Source organism: Yersinia kristensenii (assembly GCF_900460525.1).
Lineage (GTDB): Bacteria > Pseudomonadota > Gammaproteobacteria > Enterobacterales > Enterobacteriaceae > Yersinia > Yersinia kristensenii.
The window spans coordinates 3,504,371-3,521,402 of the sequence record NZ_UHIY01000001.1 but is presented as its reverse complement, the minus strand read 5'-3'; the positions used below and the strand labels follow the sequence as shown (position 1 = coordinate 3,521,402).

The following is a 17,032-nucleotide window of genomic DNA, read 5'->3' as shown; positions in this document are numbered from 1 at the left end:
AATATTTTGGCTACTCAGCAAAAAAGCATTCGATCAGCCGCATTCAGATGGATGTCAAAGCACCTATTTTTTAGCTTCAACCCATTTACCATCAATATAGAAAGCCGACCAGCCGGTCGCTTTCCCCTCTTTCTCGGAGGAAACATACTGTTGCTTGGTTTTGCGGCTGAAGCGAACCAGAGTCTTATTACCTTCGTTATCCGTCACTGGCGCGTCAGCCAAATAACGCAATTTTTCAGGTAAACGGTCTTTAAAGCGAACCAATTCTTCTACCAGCGGCGCACGGGTTTCGCGCGATTTAGGGAAAGTATTGGCAGCCAGGAAGACACCCGCAGCGCCATCACGTAACACGAAATAAGCATCTGACTTTTCGCATGGTAGTTCTGGCAAAGGTACCGGATCCTCTTTCGGTGGCGCGACTTCGCCACTGCGCAAGATCTTACGGGTATTTTTGCACTCATCATTGGTGCAGCCCATGTACTTACCAAAACGCCCCATTTTCAGATGCATTTCAGAACCACACTTTTCACACTCAACAATTGGGCCTTCATAGCCCTTGATGCGGAACTCGCCTTCTTCTATCTCATAACCATCACATGCCGGGTTATTACCACAAACATGCAATTTACGCTGGTTATCAATCAGATAGCTATCCATGGCGGTGCCACATTTCTGACAACGACGTTTGGCGCGTAATGCATTGGTTTCCGCATCATCACCTTCCAGAATATTGAGAATTTCAGCTTCCGGCACCAGATTGATGGTGGTTTTACAGCGCTCTTTTGGTGGTAATGCGTAACCTGAACACCCCAGGAATACCCCAGTGCTGGCAGTACGAATCCCCATCTGACGGCCACAAGTTGGGCAATCGATGCTGGTCATCACCATTTGATTCGGGCGCATACCGCCCTCTTCAGGATCTTTTTCCGCCTTTTCAAGCTGCTCGCTGAACTCGGCAAAGAAGCCATCTAGCACCGCTTTCCACTCAGCCTGATTATTAGCAACCTGATCCAACCCACTTTCCATACGCGCGGTGAAATCATAATTCATCAACTCGCGGAAGTTTTCTTCCAGACGATCGGTTACGATTTCACCCATTTTCTCGGCATAGAAACGGCGGTTCTCTACCCGGACATAACCACGGTCCTGGATGGTCGAAATAATCGATGCATAGGTGGATGGGCGGCCAATACCCCGTTTTTCCAGCTCTTTTACCAATGACGCTTCGCTGTAACGCGCTGGCGGTTTGGTGAAGTGCTGGCTTGGGATCAGCTTTTGTAAATCCAGTTCACTGCCTACTTCAATCACAGGCAAGGTTCGGTCTTCATCACCTTTGCGCAAAGCCGGCATGACCTTGGTCCAACCATCGAAGCGTAAAGTTCGGCCTTTAGCGCGCAGTTGGAAATCGCCAGCCTGGACGGTCAATGTAGTGGAATCATACTTAGCCGGCGTCATCTGACAGGCCACAAACTGACGCCAAATCAGCTGATAGAGCTTCTGGGCGTCAGCTTCCATATCTTTTAACTGCTCAGCCAGCACATTCACATCAGAAGGACGAATAGCTTCATGCGCTTCTTGTGAATTCTCTTTGCTACTGTATTGGTTCGGCGCTGATGGCAAATATTTATCGCCAAAGTTATCACCAATATAACCGCGCACCATGGTCAGAGCATCCTGACTTAAGTTGGTGGAGTCAGTACGCATATAGGTAATATGGCCCGCTTCATACAAGCGCTGCGCCATCATCATGGTTTTCTTCACACCAAAGCTCAGGCGGGTACTGGCGGCCTGCTGCAAGGTAGAAGTAATAAACGGCGCACCCGGCTTGCTGCTGGTGGGTTTGTCTTCACGATCCAGCACTTTGTAGCGCGCATTTTCCAGCAATTGAAGCGCGGCATGGGTCTGCTCACGGTTTACTGGTTTAAAGGGTTTATTGTGAGCATGGGTGACTTCCATTTGAATAGGAACTTCACCTTTCGCCAGCAAGTCGGCATGCAACTCCCAGTATTCTTCAGGGACGAATGCTTTAATATCCCGCTCACGTTCAACCACCAAACGTACCGCGACCGACTGCACACGCCCAGCTGACAGACCACGGGCAATCTTTTTCCACAACAGAGGAGAAACCATATACCCCACAACCCGGTCCATAAAGCGACGAGCTTGCTGGGCATTTACCCGGTTGATATTTAATTCACCCGGTTGATTAAACGCCTGTTGGATAGCATTTTTTGTGATTTCGTTAAACACGACACGACTGAAACGCGTATCGTCACCACCAATGACTTCCCGCAAATGCCAGGCGATTGCCTCTCCTTCGCGGTCAAGGTCGGTTGCGAGATAGATATGGTCGGCGTTTTCGGCTAATGCTTTAAGCTCGGCAACCACTTTTTCTTTGCCGGGCAAAATTTCATACTGCGCTTTCCAGCCATGATAAGGGTCGACGCCCATGCGGTTAACTAACGCAACCTTTTCGTCTTTCTTTACTTTAGTTTTGGGCTTGTCGGCTTTCTTGGCTTTATCTTCAGTTGAGTTAGCGCTCTTTTTACTGGCTGAGCCACTGGTCGGCAAATCACGAATGTGACCGACACTGGACTTAACCACGTAGTTATTCCCTAAGTATTTATTAATAGTTTTGGCTTTTGCCGGGGACTCAACTATTACGAGAGCTTTACCCATAATTACCTTTACCTAAATTATTTCTTCTAAAAGAAGGTTTTTATCTTGCCGTACCGCGGCATTCTGAATCTCTTTTTTATATTGCGGTACTTTTTCAGGAGATCAACCTGTTTTTTTGATCGGAGCCATAAAAGCGCTTTCCGAAGCCCAGTTGACGATCTGTCAAAATCTTTGTCTGCGCCCAGTGTAACAGCAGTGAATTCTGCCCCATGGCGTCAACAAAACCTTCCACCTAATAGTATAAAATCCCACACTGTACCTGATAAAAAGCGACGCGCAACCTAATTAGCTCGGAATCTGAATTTATCCAATTGTGATAACAAACCTACCAGTAGCTCGAATAAACCTTAGTCGGTTTGCGAACAAATGCTAACCCACAGTACAATAGTAAGAGAAATCACCTTGTGGTGAGGAAATATAATTGTATTGAGGAAATATGATGCTCGGAAACACAACACCGATTGAACGTAATAAATTATTGGCAGAAGCTAATGAGATTATTCGTCAACATGAAGATTATCTGCATGGGATGAAAGCCACTGAAGTTGAGCAAAAAGGCCCCGTTTTAGTATTTCGTGGGGAATTCTTTCTCGATGAGCAAGGCTTACCTACAGCCAAAACAACCGCCGTATTTAATATGTTTAAACATCTCGCGCACGTGTTGTCTGCTAAATATCATTTAATCGACTAATGGCAGATTATTCTTTTTTTTACTGCGTTATCTTTTAGTGGTTGAGCAAAAAAACAGGGGCCACGCCCCTGTTTTTTTTACATCAAATTCGCTTTATATCCGCTTATAACAGGGGTTTTTCACCGCGCTGCCACCAACGTAATAATAGACGATCCGCACTTTCTGCGACACTACCGGTAAAGCGATCCATTAACCGTTTACGGCGTGAATAACGCACACCAATAACTTCATGATTATCCATTTCAGCAATCAGAAAATCATCACTGGTACCAATGGCATCAACCAACCCTTTCTCTTTGGCTTGGGTACCAAACCAATGTTCGCCTGTTGCAACTGCATCGATATCCAAAGAAGGCCGTTGTTGCTGGACAAACTGCTTAAATAGCAGATGCGTTTCATTCAAATCTTCCCGGAATTTTTCGCGCCCTTGCTCAGTATTTTCCCCAAACAATGTCAGAGTTCGCTTAAATTCACCGGCAGTATGCAGCTCAACATCAATATCGTTCTTTTTCAGTAAACGATGGAAGTTGGGTATTTGGGCAACGACGCCAATAGAACCAATAATGGCGAACGGTGCGCTAATAATGCGGTCAGCAACACAGGCCATCATATACCCGCCACTGGCGGCAACTTTATCCACCGCAACAGTCAGACGAATACCTTTGTGACGCAGACGCTCCAATTGCGACGCCGCCAGACCATAGCCGTGTACCACACCACCAGGGCTTTCCAGTCTTAGCAACACTTCATCCTGAGCCGTCGCCACTGCCAACACCGCAGAAATTTCTTCGCGCAATGAAGTGACTTCATGGGCATCAATACTCCCTTTGAAGTCAATGACATACAGGCAAGGTTTGACAGCAGCTACCGCGCCCGATTTAGCGCGTTGCTTCTTGAGTTTTTGATCAGATTTTTGCTGCTTTTTAAATTCCTTGACCCAGGCTTTTTGCTCAACATGGCTCAGGCGAGCCAAGCGCATTTCACGTTGCATTTCCTTATATTGCTCACCCAGATCAACCAGATTGAGTTCTCCCCGTTGCCCTTGTTTCCTCATTCCTTGGCTGACAACCAGTAATACTACCGCACCGATTGCGACCACAATGGTCACGACTTTAGCGAGAAACAATCCGTATAGAGAAAATAACTCCACAAATACCGCCTTTATTCATCTGCTATTAAAGAGATACCTGCATTCTAGCGAACCCTTAAGCCGCCGTCTTGCCCAAATGAAAAATTGCATTGGTTTCGCTTAAATATAAGAATGTAAGAGATATCGCGGCACATAAGAGCTCAATTCCCGCCGCCCGTAAAAGGAATAATTATGCATTACCAACCTAAACACGACCTGCTCGATAATCGCACTATTTTAGTGACGGGTGCAGGTGATGGCATTGGTCGCGAAGCGGCTCTGACTTATGCACGTTTTGGTGCTCGCTTGATTCTCGTCGGCCGAACCCGGCACAAGCTGGTTGCTGTACAGCAACAAATTTCCGCGGCCGGTGGTCAACTGGCTACCGTTTGCGAACTGGATTTGCTGCATGCCAGCGTGACAGATTGCCAACAATTGGCGGAGACGCTTAGCCAGCAGGTTCCGTCTCTGGACGGTGTATTGCATAATGCCGGTTTATTAGGTGAGATAGCCCCGATGGTCGAGCAAGATATCACCGTCTGGCAAGAAGTCATGCAAGTGAATGTCAATGCAACATTTATGCTCACCCAAGCACTTTTACCATTACTATTGAAATCGCCCAGTGCCTCTTTAGTTTTTACCAGTTCCAGTGTTGGTCGTCAGGGCAGAGCCGGATGGGGAGCTTATGCCGTGTCAAAATTTGCCACTGAGGGCATGATGCAAGTGCTTTCCGAAGAATATAAACACGCTAACCTGAGGGTTAATTGCATTAATCCAGGGGGAACGCGCACGCAGATGCGGGCGAACGCTTTCCCGGATGAAGATGCCAGTAAGTTAAAAACACCAGCGGAGATTATGCCACTGTATCTCTACTTGATGGGCGACGATAGCCGCAGAAAGACGGGTATCAGTTTCGATGCACAACCTGGCCGTAAACCCGGCCCCGCAGAATAAAGGAATGTTTCATGTCTGAAGAACGCCACCAGCAACGCCAACAAAAAATAAAAGAAAAGGTTGAGTCACGGATTGCAGCAGCGCAAGAAACTCGCGGCATCTTGATTATTTTTACCGGGAATGGCAAAGGTAAGACCACCGCCGCATTTGGTACCGTGACCCGTGCTGTTGGTCATGGATTGAAAGCAGGTGTCATACAGTTTATTAAAGGTGAATGGCCGAACGGCGAGAAAAATCTGCTGCAACAACATGGTGTTGAGTTTCAGGTGATGGCCACTGGGTTTACCTGGAATACACAAAATAGAGCAACAGATACTGCGGCTTGTCAGGAGGCCTGGCAACACGCACGGCGGATGTTAGCGGATCCTGCCTTAGATTTAGTGGTACTGGATGAACTGACTTATATGGTCGCTTATGACTACCTATCACTGGATGACGTGGTGGACGCGCTAAAACAGCGCCCTGCTCATCAAACAGTGATAATTACTGGCCGTGGTTGCCATCGAGATCTATTGGAACTGGCGGATACCGTCAGTGAATTACGCCCGGTGAAACATGCTTTTGATGCCGGAATTAAGGCACAGCAAGGTATTGACTGGTAATTTTCAGCAATCATTCAACTCAAAAAGGTGCCGCGGAGAGAATATCCACGGCATTATTAGCTTTAGAGTGATAATGACATCCAAACTTCACTCACCCATATTGATTTCTCATCACTTCTCAAGTGGCGTCATAGGTATCTTTGGCGGCGTCAGTGTCCCAAGGGCGGGAGCTAACGTTCCCATCCCCGGAGCCACTTGGCTCGACGGCTGGCCTTTATGCTGTGTACCACCAAAATAGCAGATTGTTTTCCACGGTTCTGAAAGCGGACCACAGGTCTTTTCACAAATGTCACCGTAATGCGAGTGAGGGCCACTACAAGCATAAGTCACAGAGGAAAATCCGGTGCCAACAACAAATAAAATAGCGGCGCTGGTGGTTAACAGTGATTTTTTCATGTTAATGCTCCTGAGATTTTAAATCCGATGGGGGATTCCCCAAGAGCAATGTAGCCACACCGAATATCCCGAGACCAGCGCTATCAAACCTTGGTTGATGATATGTATATGCTGTAAAACCATTTTTTATAGGTAATTTATGCTTTCGAAAGAAACAAAGTAAGTTTGTTATACTACAGGGAGAAAAAAGGAATAGTTGAGAAAGGGGTAAAGGAATGCATGCAATTAATTATGGGAAGGAAATGATCCCTTCCCATAGATAACTTATCCGCGCTTGTTAGACCCACGACGCCCGGTAGCGGCTGCTGGAGCTGCATTACCTGCATGTTGACGGGTAGAACTTTTACGGGCTGAACCTTGACGACCGGCAACCTGACGGCCTGCGACTTCAGTATGGCGTTTAACCGCACGACGAATTTGATTCGCTTTGACTCGGCGTCTGTCTTTCTCAACAGGCAATTTACTGACTGTTTCAGAATCCAGCTCTACCAGCTCGCGTAGGTAATTGGTGGCTTTCAAATCCAATTCAGTCCAACCGCCACGAGGCAGGCCTTTTGGCAGATTGATATCACCATAACGTACACGGATCAGACGGCTAACTTGTACACCGACAGCTTCCCACAAGCGGCGAACTTCGCGGTTGCGCCCTTCGGTCAAGGTGACGTTATACCACTGATTAATCCCTTCTCCGCCTTGGAAACTAATGGTGCGGAATGCCGCAGGGCCATCTTCCAATTGAACACCACGGCTAAGTTGCTTGATTTTTTCGTCATCGATTTGACCAAACACGCGTACCGCATATTCGCGTTCAACTTCACGGCTGGGGTGCATCAAGCGGTTGGCCAGTTCACCATCGGTGGTAAACAGCAATAAACCGGAGGTATTGACGTCCAAACGCCCTACCGCAACCCAACGCGAACCGCGCAGTTTAGGCAGACGATCAAACACCGTTGGGCGACCTTCTGGATCATTACGAGTACAGAGTTCACCTTCCGGCTTGTAATATGCCAGAACACGGCACACAGCCTCTTCAGATTCTTTAATAGAAAGAAGATGGCCGTCCAGGCGAATTTTCGTGGCCTGTGTGACTTCAACACGGTCGCCCAACTTTGATATCTTACCATCAACGCTGACGCGGCCTTGTTGGATGATTGTTTCGATTTCTCGACGTGAACCATGACCGGCCCGAGCCAAGATTTTCTGTAATTTTTCACCCACAACTTTTGTTTTTTCGCCCACAACTTTGTCTTCCTGCGGTTTAGGGCTAGGTGACTTTACGTTGGGTAACTTTTGGTCTTCTGACTTCTCGCTCATTGAGCAACCTCTAATGTCGCCTTCACAGGCGTCGTGTTATATATTGTAATCAATAAGTTAAGCTCACAATCAAGCAGAACTCATTGATTGTAATACATTTCGGAACACAGCATGCCGTCGTGATAGTCACGCAGACGCCGCCACACGCTGGTTCGTGACCGCACATATTACACTAATTTCACAGTCAGGGATTCAAAAAGTATCTGCGCCCCGGAAATGTCGTTAATCTATAACACTTAACTATCTCGATAATAAATTTGGGATGACAGATAAAGTCGTTGCCTACATAGAAGCCGCACAACCAGAATTTGTAGAGAAAGCGCGTGAGATGGAACAACGAAGTTCTATGTTTGAAAAATCTGATTAAAACACGTCTTGAAGGGTTCTTTTATCGTTCAAGACAGGCTACTGCGGTCACAGTGGCCTGTCTATCATTATTGAGTGCTACTTAGCGGCTCTCAATATCAACCAAATAGTCGTAATAATCTATTTTTATCGTCTAACTCATCAGAATATTAAGCTGTCGCGTATTGCGGTTCGGCACTGATATTCTCCAATAGCTGCGAGACAATTCCTGAGTTCATTAACATTGGTTGTAAGGTGGGGATGCCTAATTTACCCAGAGCACTGCGCTTATGATAGCTGATAGTTTTATTACTTAATTGCAAATGATCCGCAATGTCATTGTTTGATTTGCCTTGCAGCAATAAAGCCAGTACCGTTCGTTCGCGCTTCGATAATACACAGGGCAGTTTCCTACTCAGCGCCATGGAGCTTGAGAATACCCGGTTTAGTTGAGTGATAAATTGACTAACAGACTCATTTTGCGCAATAACAGCATAAACTTGGGGGACGCCGGAAAAGAACTGCCTTACCAGAGAGACACAAAACTCTTCGGCGATAATAATCACACGACAATTTGGGCGGTGTATTCGTAACCAGTCGACAACCAGACTAAGACTATCGCCAGAGGTATAATCTTCACCTCGTAAACTCAGAATAGCCAAATGAGTTTCCGGGAACTTTACCAGATTATCATAGCAATCAGTAAGAGAACTGACACTGGCCACTATATTTACCGATTCATTCATTAATAATTTTTTTAGAATACGCTCCAGGCTAAACCGGGTATAACAACAAGGGTGTTGAATAATTGTAAGCTTATCTTCCATAGCGCTTATTTCCTTTGATAATACACATAAATTTAATTTTGTTTAGCTAAAATTCCTGACCTTTTTGAAAAGTAAATCGATAAAAAACATGGCAATGATGGCAGAAATAAATGATAGCCATAGAGAGAAAGCAATCAGAGAATCATAGAGTTCTGCTGATACAATAGCGCCCAAATAAATTGAATGTATGTGGCTCATAATATCAGGGAACGTCTCAACAATAAGTAAACTAAAAAAACAGAACAGCCAAAAAAACCAAAAAAAAGACAGAGAAAGTGAAACCAACCTATTCATAGGATTAATTCCAATATACTTTTATTTTCTAGTGTATTTGCTAGATGACACATTCTGTATTCACCGGCAATCCACTCTGAGGAAAACAGCAATAGCCCGATATCACCGCATCAATAGCACCATCAAGATTAATGACCTCATCCCTTTTATGTACATAACCACGAACCCCTATTTCAAGGCATTTTTTCAAGTAAAAAATTGACATTAAAGAGGTATAGATAAGTATTTTTGACTTAGGAGAGACAATCATTAATTTATGAATAAGATTGAGCTGGATACTTTTATACCCGACAAAATCCACCACAATTAAATTTGGTTTGTAAATATTGGCCATTTTTATCGATTCGAGTTCTCCGCCCGTTTCATAAACCTTGCCCCCTTTATATTCTATAATCCCCCTCACTACAGACCGAATTAATGGGTGTTGATCAATAATTAACGCTGAAATTTCCTCAGTCATAAGAACCTCATTCGTAAAATTAATGCAAGCCAGTTAATTAGGCAGAATGACACCAGACAGCCACTCTGCCAGATGCTTTATTCAGAATTAATTTAGTGTGTATCCTCCAGAGAGATCACAGTTAAGTGCAAGGGATGTTTCAGCCGTAGTGGATGGTGTCGATACATATAGTCCATAATAAATAGGATCAGTATCATATTCCACTATCATACTGTCATAGCCGGGTATGCTAATATTTTTGGCGAAAGTGTATCCGGGCTGAGTTGTTGATATGTCATTGACATAAGCACCACATGTCACTTCAGTATTGCTCCCAGTCGCCACGACCACATTAGGAGAAATAGTAAACTTCAAAGTTTTACTTTTAGCTGTTGGCAACCAATTAACACAGTTAACGGATAAGTTAATTGCACCAATATTTTCTGACCGTCGCGATGCATTACTATTATATAAATAGATATGTTCACCACTTAAGATATTCTCAATGCTGGTCGCGCCCTCCGCTTTGGCCTCACAGGCAACATCTAAATTTTGCTGAACAAGATCGAGGGTACTGGTGGTATAGCTATCTGGAGTCGGCGTACTACAAGAGGTGCTGCTGCTACAAATACTCCCCACGCCGTAGGTACTTACCCGAAACTTTCCTGAACTGCCGGCCAATGAAGTAATATTGGCGCGAGAAATTGAAATATGTTGATCAACAGCGACGCCATGTGCAATCGCCACTTTAACCGCATCGTAATGGGTGGCAGCATCCATTAATTCATCGTCGTAAGAACCATTGCCGCGAAGATCCACATCATATGTTTGAATATCCGGAGACAGTATTCCACCACTTGAGTTCAACATGCTAAATCTATATCGCAAAACACAGGTATTAAGTGAGACCGTATTCGATGCCCTTTTACATCGATTGATATGGCTCATATGAGAACCTTTATCACCCGCTGTCGGTGGGTTATTGGTACCATCCCAATAGGTATGTATTAAATCAAAAGAAAGCTCACTCAAACTGGTTTGAGGGTTTTTAACCTCATAATGTGCCAATAGCATATTTGGCAATACTAAAAATAGTGATGAAAATAAAAATAACTTTACTGGTTTCATAATAAATATCCACGATAGAGTGACTGCAAAGCAGGTATTAGCTCAAGGGGTTGGCACCCTGATTATTCATTGTCGAGTAATAACAAGAGAGTATTAAAGGTAATTTTTAATACTCTCTATATTATCGTTACTCTATTTTCCTACCGGCTTACATTGCTAAGGTAAATTTGGCACTGAATGCCACCGGCAAAAACGTCACGACATCAGAATCTGTGGTGCCATTGAATGTTGCCGTTACTTTGCTGTCCCCTGGATTAGCATTGATTAATGTCATAATGACTTCACCATCGGGGCCTGTTATTCCGCTAGTCGCCATCGTCACGTTATTTGTTGCGCTGAAACTGACTGACTGATTCGGGAGCACGTTGCCAAATGCATCTGTGACCTTGGCTTTGACACTATTTTGCGCGGTGCCGTCCGCTGGCATATTGCCAGTGACCGTCTCAATACTGACAATTGCCGTGCTGATATCAGGAATAAAGGTTGAATCGATGGTCAGACTTTGGCTATTAACTGCCGCTGTCACTAGGGTGATACCTGATTTGATATTGGTGAGTGTCAATGTGACTGAACCATTGCTATCAGTGGTGCCGCTTGCTGCTATTACCGCATTATTGTTCGCGCTGAAGTTCACCAACAGATTTGGAACACGATTTCCCAAAGCATCTGTCACCACAGCTTTAACACTGTTCGTGGCGACGCCATTTGCCACCGCACCATCATCCTCAATGTTGAAAGCCCCGCTAATAATAGTTGCCGTACTTTCATCAGCAATGAACGTCGCCACCACATTTTGGCTATTACCGTTGACTGTGGCTGTCACCGTCGTCACGCCCGCCGTAGTGTTAGTCAGAGGCAAAGTCACCATACCCTGGCTATCCGTCGTTCCACTGGCGGCAATTATCGTATTGTTATTGGCACTGAATGTAACGACTTGATTCGGCACCTCATTACCGGTGGCATCCGTGACAATGGCTTTCACCTCATTCTGCGCCACACCATTGGCGATCGCATTATTTCGGGTGATGGTCAGTGCACCGCTGAGGATGGTTGCTGTCGCACTGTCAGGAATAAAGGTGACATCCACACTTTGGCTGTTCCCGTTAACGGTGGCCGTGACCTGAGTGACACCCGCGCGGACATTGGTCAGTGGCAAGGTCACCACACCCAGATTATCTGTGGTCGCACTGGCCGCCATCACACCCTGGTCATCGGCACTGAATGTGACCACCTGGTTTGGCACCACATTACCTGTGGCATCAGTCACAATCGCTTTCACCTCATTTTGTGCCGTACCATTCGCCAGCGCATTATCACGGGTGATAGTCAGTGCACCGCTGATAATAGTCGCCGTGCCGCTGTCGGCAATAAAGGTGACACCCACACTCTGGTTATTACCGTTAACTGTGGCCGTGACCTGAGTCATACCGGTAGTGACGTTAGTCAGTGGCAAGATCACCACCCCATCACTATTGGTTGTGCCACTGGTTGCCATCAGCGCATTGTTATTGGCACTGAATGTCACCAGCTGATTCGGCACTTTATTACCGGTGGCATCCGTGACAACCGCTTTTACCTCATTCTGCGCTGTGCCATTGGCAATCGCATTATCACGGGTGATGGTCAGTGCACCGCTGAGGAGTGTCGCCGTGCCGCTGTCGGCAATAAAGGTAACATCCACACTTTGGCTGTTCCCATTGACCGTGGCCGTGACTTGAGTGACACCCGCCGTAGTGTTAGTCAGTGGCAATGTCACCACACCGTCACCATTGGTTGTGCCACTGGCCGCCATCAGCGCATTATTATTCGCACTGAATGTCACCAACTGATTAGGTACCACATTACCTGTAGCATCAGTGACAACCGCTTTCACCTCATTTTGTGCCGTACCATTCGCCAGCGCATTATTGCGCGTGGCAGTCAATGCCCCACTAAGGATGGATGCTGTACTGCTGTCCGGAATAAAGGACACATTGACACTTTGGCTGTTCCCATTGACCGTAGCCGTGACTTGAGTGATACCCGCCGTGCTGTTGGTCAGTGGCAAAGTCACCACACCGTCACCATTGGTTGTGCCACTGGCCGCCATCAGCGCATTATTATTCGCACTGAATGTCACCAACTGATTAGGTACTTTATTACCGGTGGCATCCGTGACAACCGCTTTTACCTCATTCTGCGCCGTGCCATTGGCCAACGCATTATCACGGGTAATGGTCAGTGCCCCACTGAGGATGGTGGCCGTGCCGCTGTCCGCCGTAAAGGACACATCGACATTCCGACTATTACCATTGACCGTCGCCGTGACATGAGTGATACCCTTGGTGGTATTGGTCAGTGGTAAAATCACCACTCCCATATTATCCGTCGTCCCACTGGCCGCCATCACGGCATTGTTATCGGCACTGAATGTCACCAACTGATTGGGCACCCGATTACCGGTAGCATCCGTGACAATGCCTTTCACTTCATTCTCCGCCGTGCCATTAGCAATCGCATTATTACGAGTAACAGTCAGTGCACCACTCAGAATAATCGCCGTACTGCGGTCCGCAATAAAGGTGACATCCACACTTTGACTGTTGCCGTTTACTGTCGCCGTGACGCGTGTAACCCCCGCAGTTGCATTGATAAGTGACATCGTCACAGATCCATCTGTTCCGGTTGTCCCGCTGGCTGCAATGATCGCATCATTATTAGCACTGAACGCCACCATCTGATTGGGCACCACGTTACCGGTGGCATCGGTGACAATAGCTTTCACTTCATCCTGCGCCGTGCCATTAGCCAGTGCATTATCGCGGATGATAGTTAGTGCGCCGCTGAGGATGGTTGCTGTAGCGCTGTCCGCGATAAAGGTGACATCCACACTCTGGCTATTACCGTTAACTGTCGCCGTGACGTGAGTGACACTCGCTATGGTGTTGGTTAGTGACACCGTCACAGATCCATCCGCGCCCGTCGTACCATTGCCAGCTATAGTGGCGTTATTATCAGCACTGAATGTCACCGCCAGATTGGGCACCACATTACCGCTGGCATCAGTCACGATAGCTTTTATTGCATTGCTCGCCACACCATTGGCAATAGCATTGTCATGCATGACGGTCAGTGCGCCACTGAGGATGGTCGCCGTGCCGCTATCAGGAATAAAGGTCAGGTTTACCTTCTGGCTGCTCCCATTGACCGTGGCAATCACTTCAGTCACACCCGCTTTGGTATTGACCACGGGCATCGTCACAACGCCATCAGCATCGGTCGATCCAGTGGCAGCAATCACCGCATTATTATTGGCACTGAACGTCACCACCTGATTAGGTACCCGGTTGCCGGTAGCATCTGTCACGATAGCTTGTACCGTATTGGCGGCTAAACCATTAGCTAGCGCATTATCATTGGTCACAGTGAGAGCGCCGCGCAGCAGAGTCGCGGTGCTTGAGTCTGGAATAAAGGTCACCTCCACACTCTGGCTCGCGCCATTAGTCGTCGCGGTCACTCGCGTCACACCCGCCTTAATATTGGTTAGCGACTGTGTCACTGCACCGTCCGCGCCGGTCGTCCCACTAGCGGAAATACTCGCACCATTGTTGCTGATGAAACTGACCACTTGATTAGGAATAGGATTACCGCGAGCATCAGTGACTACCGCTTTGACACTGTTACGATCACGTCCATTAGCGAGTGCATTATCGACAAGTATCGTCAGCGCCCCGTCGGCAATGGTTGCTGTTGCGCTATCAGGGGTAAAGTTAACCGGCACACTTTGGCTGACGCCGTTTAGCGTTGCAGTAACATTGGTTACTCCCGTAGTCTCATTAGTTAATGTCACAGTGAGCGAGCCATCAGTGCCGGTCATACCACTGGAGAGTGAAAGCGTGGCATTGTTATCAGCACTGAAACTAACGCGGTAGTTTGGTACAGCATTACCGTTAGCATCCTTTACGATTGCCTTAACACTGTTGGTCGCCACACCGTTTGCCAAAGCATTATTGTGCAAGACCAGCAGATCCTCGCTAAGCAGGTTCGCGGTACTCTCATCGGCAGTAAAAGCAACAGCGGCTTGTGCCCTGTTTCCATTGTCCAACACAGCATGCACCTGCCCGCCACCAGCCAAGGTGCTCTTCACTGAAACGGTCGATCTTCCCTGGCTATCCGTGGTCGCACTCGATGAGACCACATCACCCAGAGTAGTGTTGAATGCCACATTCATGCCCGCCATAGGTGTATTGGAACCATTAGCGGTATCAAGCACAGAAGCCCGATAAGTCACTAATGCAGCGCCATCAGCCGTGGCAGTAGCACTTGAACCCACGACGCTAAGCGCTATCTGATGCGGCGATTCCTGGACAATAATGTTGGTGGTGGCGGTGTTTGATTTATTACCGCGAATGTCATAAGCAACAGCGCTAACTTGATAGCTATTGATGTTTTGCAGATGTTGATAAGCAGGAAGTCTAACGCCAGCTGATTCGGTGGTCAGTGCGGCCAAAGCCCCCCCGGCGGTAATCAGAACCGGTGCACTCCATTCAACTCGATCAGTACCGTATTTTGATGATACCGTCCCCGTCAGAGTGACATTTTCCAGCGCATGAGCTGAAATCGTGGCTGGCAGCGTTAAATTAATCAGATTTTGCTTCTGATACTGCATAACAATATTGTAGTTTCGATCGACCAGATCATAGCGGCTGCCCGCCAGGCTGCGCATCAAGCCGACAGCATCTTTATTAATTTGATCAATCCAAGGCACACCGAAGCGGTAGTTAAAGTTTAAACCGAGTTGAAGCTCATTTGAGGTGTTCTGACCATTCTTGTGGGCAACATCCACTGTTATCAGTGGAATTGGCGTGTAGTTCGCCCCTATTGTCAGCGCCGACGGCGAGTCACCTAAGTCATTTGGGCCGGTACTTCCACTGTTGAGCGCAACACCTTTACCGAAGTATTTTTCATACATTAACGAACCACCCAACTGGGGGTACGCGGGTAAATATGCCAAGGCCCGGACATCAAAACCATTCGCTGGCCGTTCATTATAATCTTCCATGCTCGACAGCACGGACTGATGCCAATCTGTCAAACGGAAATAGCCATTGGCGGAGAATTTGAGATTATCAGTCCAGACCTCTGCCCCTGCCCCTAAACGACTATTTTTACCCGTCAGATCATAATCATAGAAACTGTTAACCCCGAACATCCAGTTATCGGTAAATTGACGAACCCCCAGACCCACATTATTTGTCGTCCGGTCTCCATCATAACGAACCCCTAGCTGGCCAAACAGTAGATTGTTTGGCGATTCAACCAGTGGCAGCAAAATATCCGCATTAGCTGTTCCTGTAGAATTGAGCTGAACTCTGGCATGGCCAAATTGGTTCAGCCAATCAGAGGCGGCCTGTGAAGCCAACCCGGAGGATACACCTCTCACAGCGCTCTCTGCGGCTTTGGTCGAATTCTCGCTGCCCATTACGCCCCAAAATTGGGTGGCAGTATTGGCAACATTATCTTCAGTGAGATTAAACTTATTAGCAGCAGAAATTTCTGATGTCTGATTTTCAGATCCCAAATCAGGTAGTGTTTGACTTGGTGGTAAAAGGGACGGGTCTTCTTGCGCTATAAAGGGATTCGAGGGTTGAAATTTGCCAGGAACCGCTGAGTTTTCACTGGGGGTCTTGGGCTGCTCAGAATATATTGGTGCTGGTGCTGTTGTGGATTCAACCAATATCTCGGCTGATCGCATCTTCGTCATTATTTCATCTAGTTCATCTGCGCGTACCGACAACGATATTAGCGGAGTGAATGCTATGGATATAGGCAGCAGTAATTGCATTAATAATGTATTAATGGCAACTGCTCGCATGAGTAATTTATTTGAGTGGAAACCGTTCATAGTGAATTCAAAGTTCCGATTTTGAATGGCGATATCCGTTACCGCAGAGATATAAGCCGTTTTATTATTGACAGACATACGAGAATTCATCATTGATTATTTTAATGATGTCGCTCAGTACCTCGCCCAATAAACTCAGTTTATTAATGGTGCGATAAAATAACTAACGATAAGAAATGAGCAATTTAGCGAACTAAACTGCCCTAGTCCCAGTGGTTATATTGGTATATATATCATGATAAAATACACTGTTCACCCTGACTAAAAAGTGAATAGCATGATGATATAAAACCTAAACCACGAGTTTACACACGGAGTTGTTATAATAGTTACATATAGTCACACTACAG

The 17,032-nt window shown here is 46.6% G+C and carries 11 protein-coding genes; 3 read left to right on the top strand and 8 right to left on the bottom strand.

Annotated features, from left to right (window positions below):
* Nucleotides 1–63: 63 nt before the first annotated feature.
* A complete protein-coding gene (topA, locus tag DX162_RS16120; RefSeq protein WP_004390854.1) occupies nucleotides 64–2,679 on the bottom strand; it encodes a type I DNA topoisomerase in 2,616 nt (871 codons plus the stop codon).
* Nucleotides 2,680–3,118: 439 nt separating this feature from the next.
* Here topA and DX162_RS16115 point away from each other — a divergent pair, with 439 nt between their 5' ends.
* Nucleotides 3,119–3,370 (top strand): YciN family protein, encoded by a 252-nt coding sequence (locus DX162_RS16115; protein WP_032819944.1) that lies wholly within the window; start codon nucleotides 3,119–3,121, stop codon nucleotides 3,368–3,370.
* A gap of 103 nt (nucleotides 3,371–3,473) precedes the next feature.
* Here DX162_RS16115 and sohB read toward each other — a convergent pair whose 3' ends face one another.
* Entirely contained in the window at nucleotides 3,474–4,520 is a 1,047-nt protein-coding gene (gene sohB / locus DX162_RS16110; RefSeq protein WP_098080831.1) for a protease SohB, read from the bottom strand.
* A gap of 171 nt (nucleotides 4,521–4,691) precedes the next feature.
* Here sohB and DX162_RS16105 point away from each other — a divergent pair, with 171 nt between their 5' ends.
* Both DX162_RS16105 and cobO read left to right on the top strand, forming a co-directional pair.
* The gene (locus tag DX162_RS16105) at nucleotides 4,692–5,453 is read left to right on the top strand and encodes a YciK family oxidoreductase (RefSeq protein ID WP_004390858.1); all 762 of its coding nucleotides are present in this window, start codon (nucleotides 4,692–4,694) and stop codon (nucleotides 5,451–5,453) included.
* An 11-nt stretch (nucleotides 5,454–5,464) separates the two neighbouring features.
* Complete coding sequence (cobO, locus tag DX162_RS16100; RefSeq protein ID WP_098080830.1) at nucleotides 5,465–6,055, top strand: cob(I)yrinic acid a,c-diamide adenosyltransferase; 591 nt, start codon at nucleotides 5,465–5,467, stop codon at nucleotides 6,053–6,055.
* A gap of 111 nt (nucleotides 6,056–6,166) precedes the next feature.
* Here the strand turns inward: cobO and DX162_RS16095 are convergent, their stop codons facing one another.
* From DX162_RS16095 to DX162_RS16065, 6 genes are all read right to left on the bottom strand, one after another.
* Complete coding sequence (locus DX162_RS16095) at nucleotides 6,167–6,451, bottom strand: hypothetical protein (protein ID WP_004390860.1); 285 nt, start codon at nucleotides 6,449–6,451, stop codon at nucleotides 6,167–6,169.
* 264 nt (nucleotides 6,452–6,715) lie between these two features.
* The gene (gene rluB / locus DX162_RS16090) at nucleotides 6,716–7,765 is read right to left on the bottom strand and encodes a 23S rRNA pseudouridine(2605) synthase RluB (RefSeq protein ID WP_032819945.1); all 1,050 of its coding nucleotides are present in this window, start codon (nucleotides 7,763–7,765) and stop codon (nucleotides 6,716–6,718) included.
* A 515-nt stretch (nucleotides 7,766–8,280) separates the two neighbouring features.
* Nucleotides 8,281–8,937, bottom strand: a complete 657-nt coding sequence (locus DX162_RS22775; protein WP_004390862.1) for a helix-turn-helix transcriptional regulator — start codon at nucleotides 8,935–8,937, stop codon at nucleotides 8,281–8,283.
* 334 nt (nucleotides 8,938–9,271) lie between these two features.
* Nucleotides 9,272–9,691, bottom strand: a complete 420-nt coding sequence (locus DX162_RS16075) for a response regulator (protein WP_071777621.1) — start codon at nucleotides 9,689–9,691, stop codon at nucleotides 9,272–9,274.
* Nucleotides 9,692–9,778: 87 nt separating this feature from the next.
* Nucleotides 9,779–10,798 carry a hypothetical protein gene (locus DX162_RS16070; RefSeq protein ID WP_004390866.1) on the bottom strand — a complete coding sequence of 340 codons (1,020 nt, stop codon included), beginning with the start codon at nucleotides 10,796–10,798 and terminating at the stop codon, nucleotides 9,779–9,781.
* A 148-nt stretch (nucleotides 10,799–10,946) separates the two neighbouring features.
* The gene (locus tag DX162_RS16065) at nucleotides 10,947–16,760 is read right to left on the bottom strand and encodes an inverse autotransporter beta-barrel domain-containing protein (RefSeq protein WP_050413806.1); all 5,814 of its coding nucleotides are present in this window, start codon (nucleotides 16,758–16,760) and stop codon (nucleotides 10,947–10,949) included.
* Nucleotides 16,761–17,032 lie beyond the last annotated feature (272 nt).

What these genes read in the sequence shown, in the direction of transcription:
- DX162_RS16095 (WP_004390860.1), bottom strand. Translation starts at nt 6,451, where the DNA reads ATGAAAAAATCACTGTTAACCACCAGCGCCGCTATTTTATTTGTTGTT.
- DX162_RS16065 (WP_050413806.1), bottom strand. Translation starts at nt 16,760, where the DNA reads ATGTCTGTCAATAATAAAACGGCTTATATCTCTGCGGTAACGGATATC.
- DX162_RS16070 (WP_004390866.1), bottom strand. Translation starts at nt 10,798, where the DNA reads ATGAAACCAGTAAAGTTATTTTTATTTTCATCACTATTTTTAGTATTG.
- topA (WP_004390854.1), bottom strand. Translation starts at nt 2,679, where the DNA reads ATGGGTAAAGCTCTCGTAATAGTTGAGTCCCCGGCAAAAGCCAAAACT.
- DX162_RS16115 (WP_032819944.1), top strand. Translation starts at nt 3,119, where the DNA reads ATGCTCGGAAACACAACACCGATTGAACGTAATAAATTATTGGCAGAA.
- rluB (WP_032819945.1), bottom strand. Translation starts at nt 7,765, where the DNA reads ATGAGCGAGAAGTCAGAAGACCAAAAGTTACCCAACGTAAAGTCACCT.
- DX162_RS16075 (WP_071777621.1), bottom strand. Translation starts at nt 9,691, where the DNA reads ATGACTGAGGAAATTTCAGCGTTAATTATTGATCAACACCCATTAATT.
- cobO (WP_098080830.1), top strand. Translation starts at nt 5,465, where the DNA reads ATGTCTGAAGAACGCCACCAGCAACGCCAACAAAAAATAAAAGAAAAG.
- DX162_RS22775 (WP_004390862.1), bottom strand. Translation starts at nt 8,937, where the DNA reads ATGGAAGATAAGCTTACAATTATTCAACACCCTTGTTGTTATACCCGG.
- DX162_RS16105 (WP_004390858.1), top strand. Translation starts at nt 4,692, where the DNA reads ATGCATTACCAACCTAAACACGACCTGCTCGATAATCGCACTATTTTA.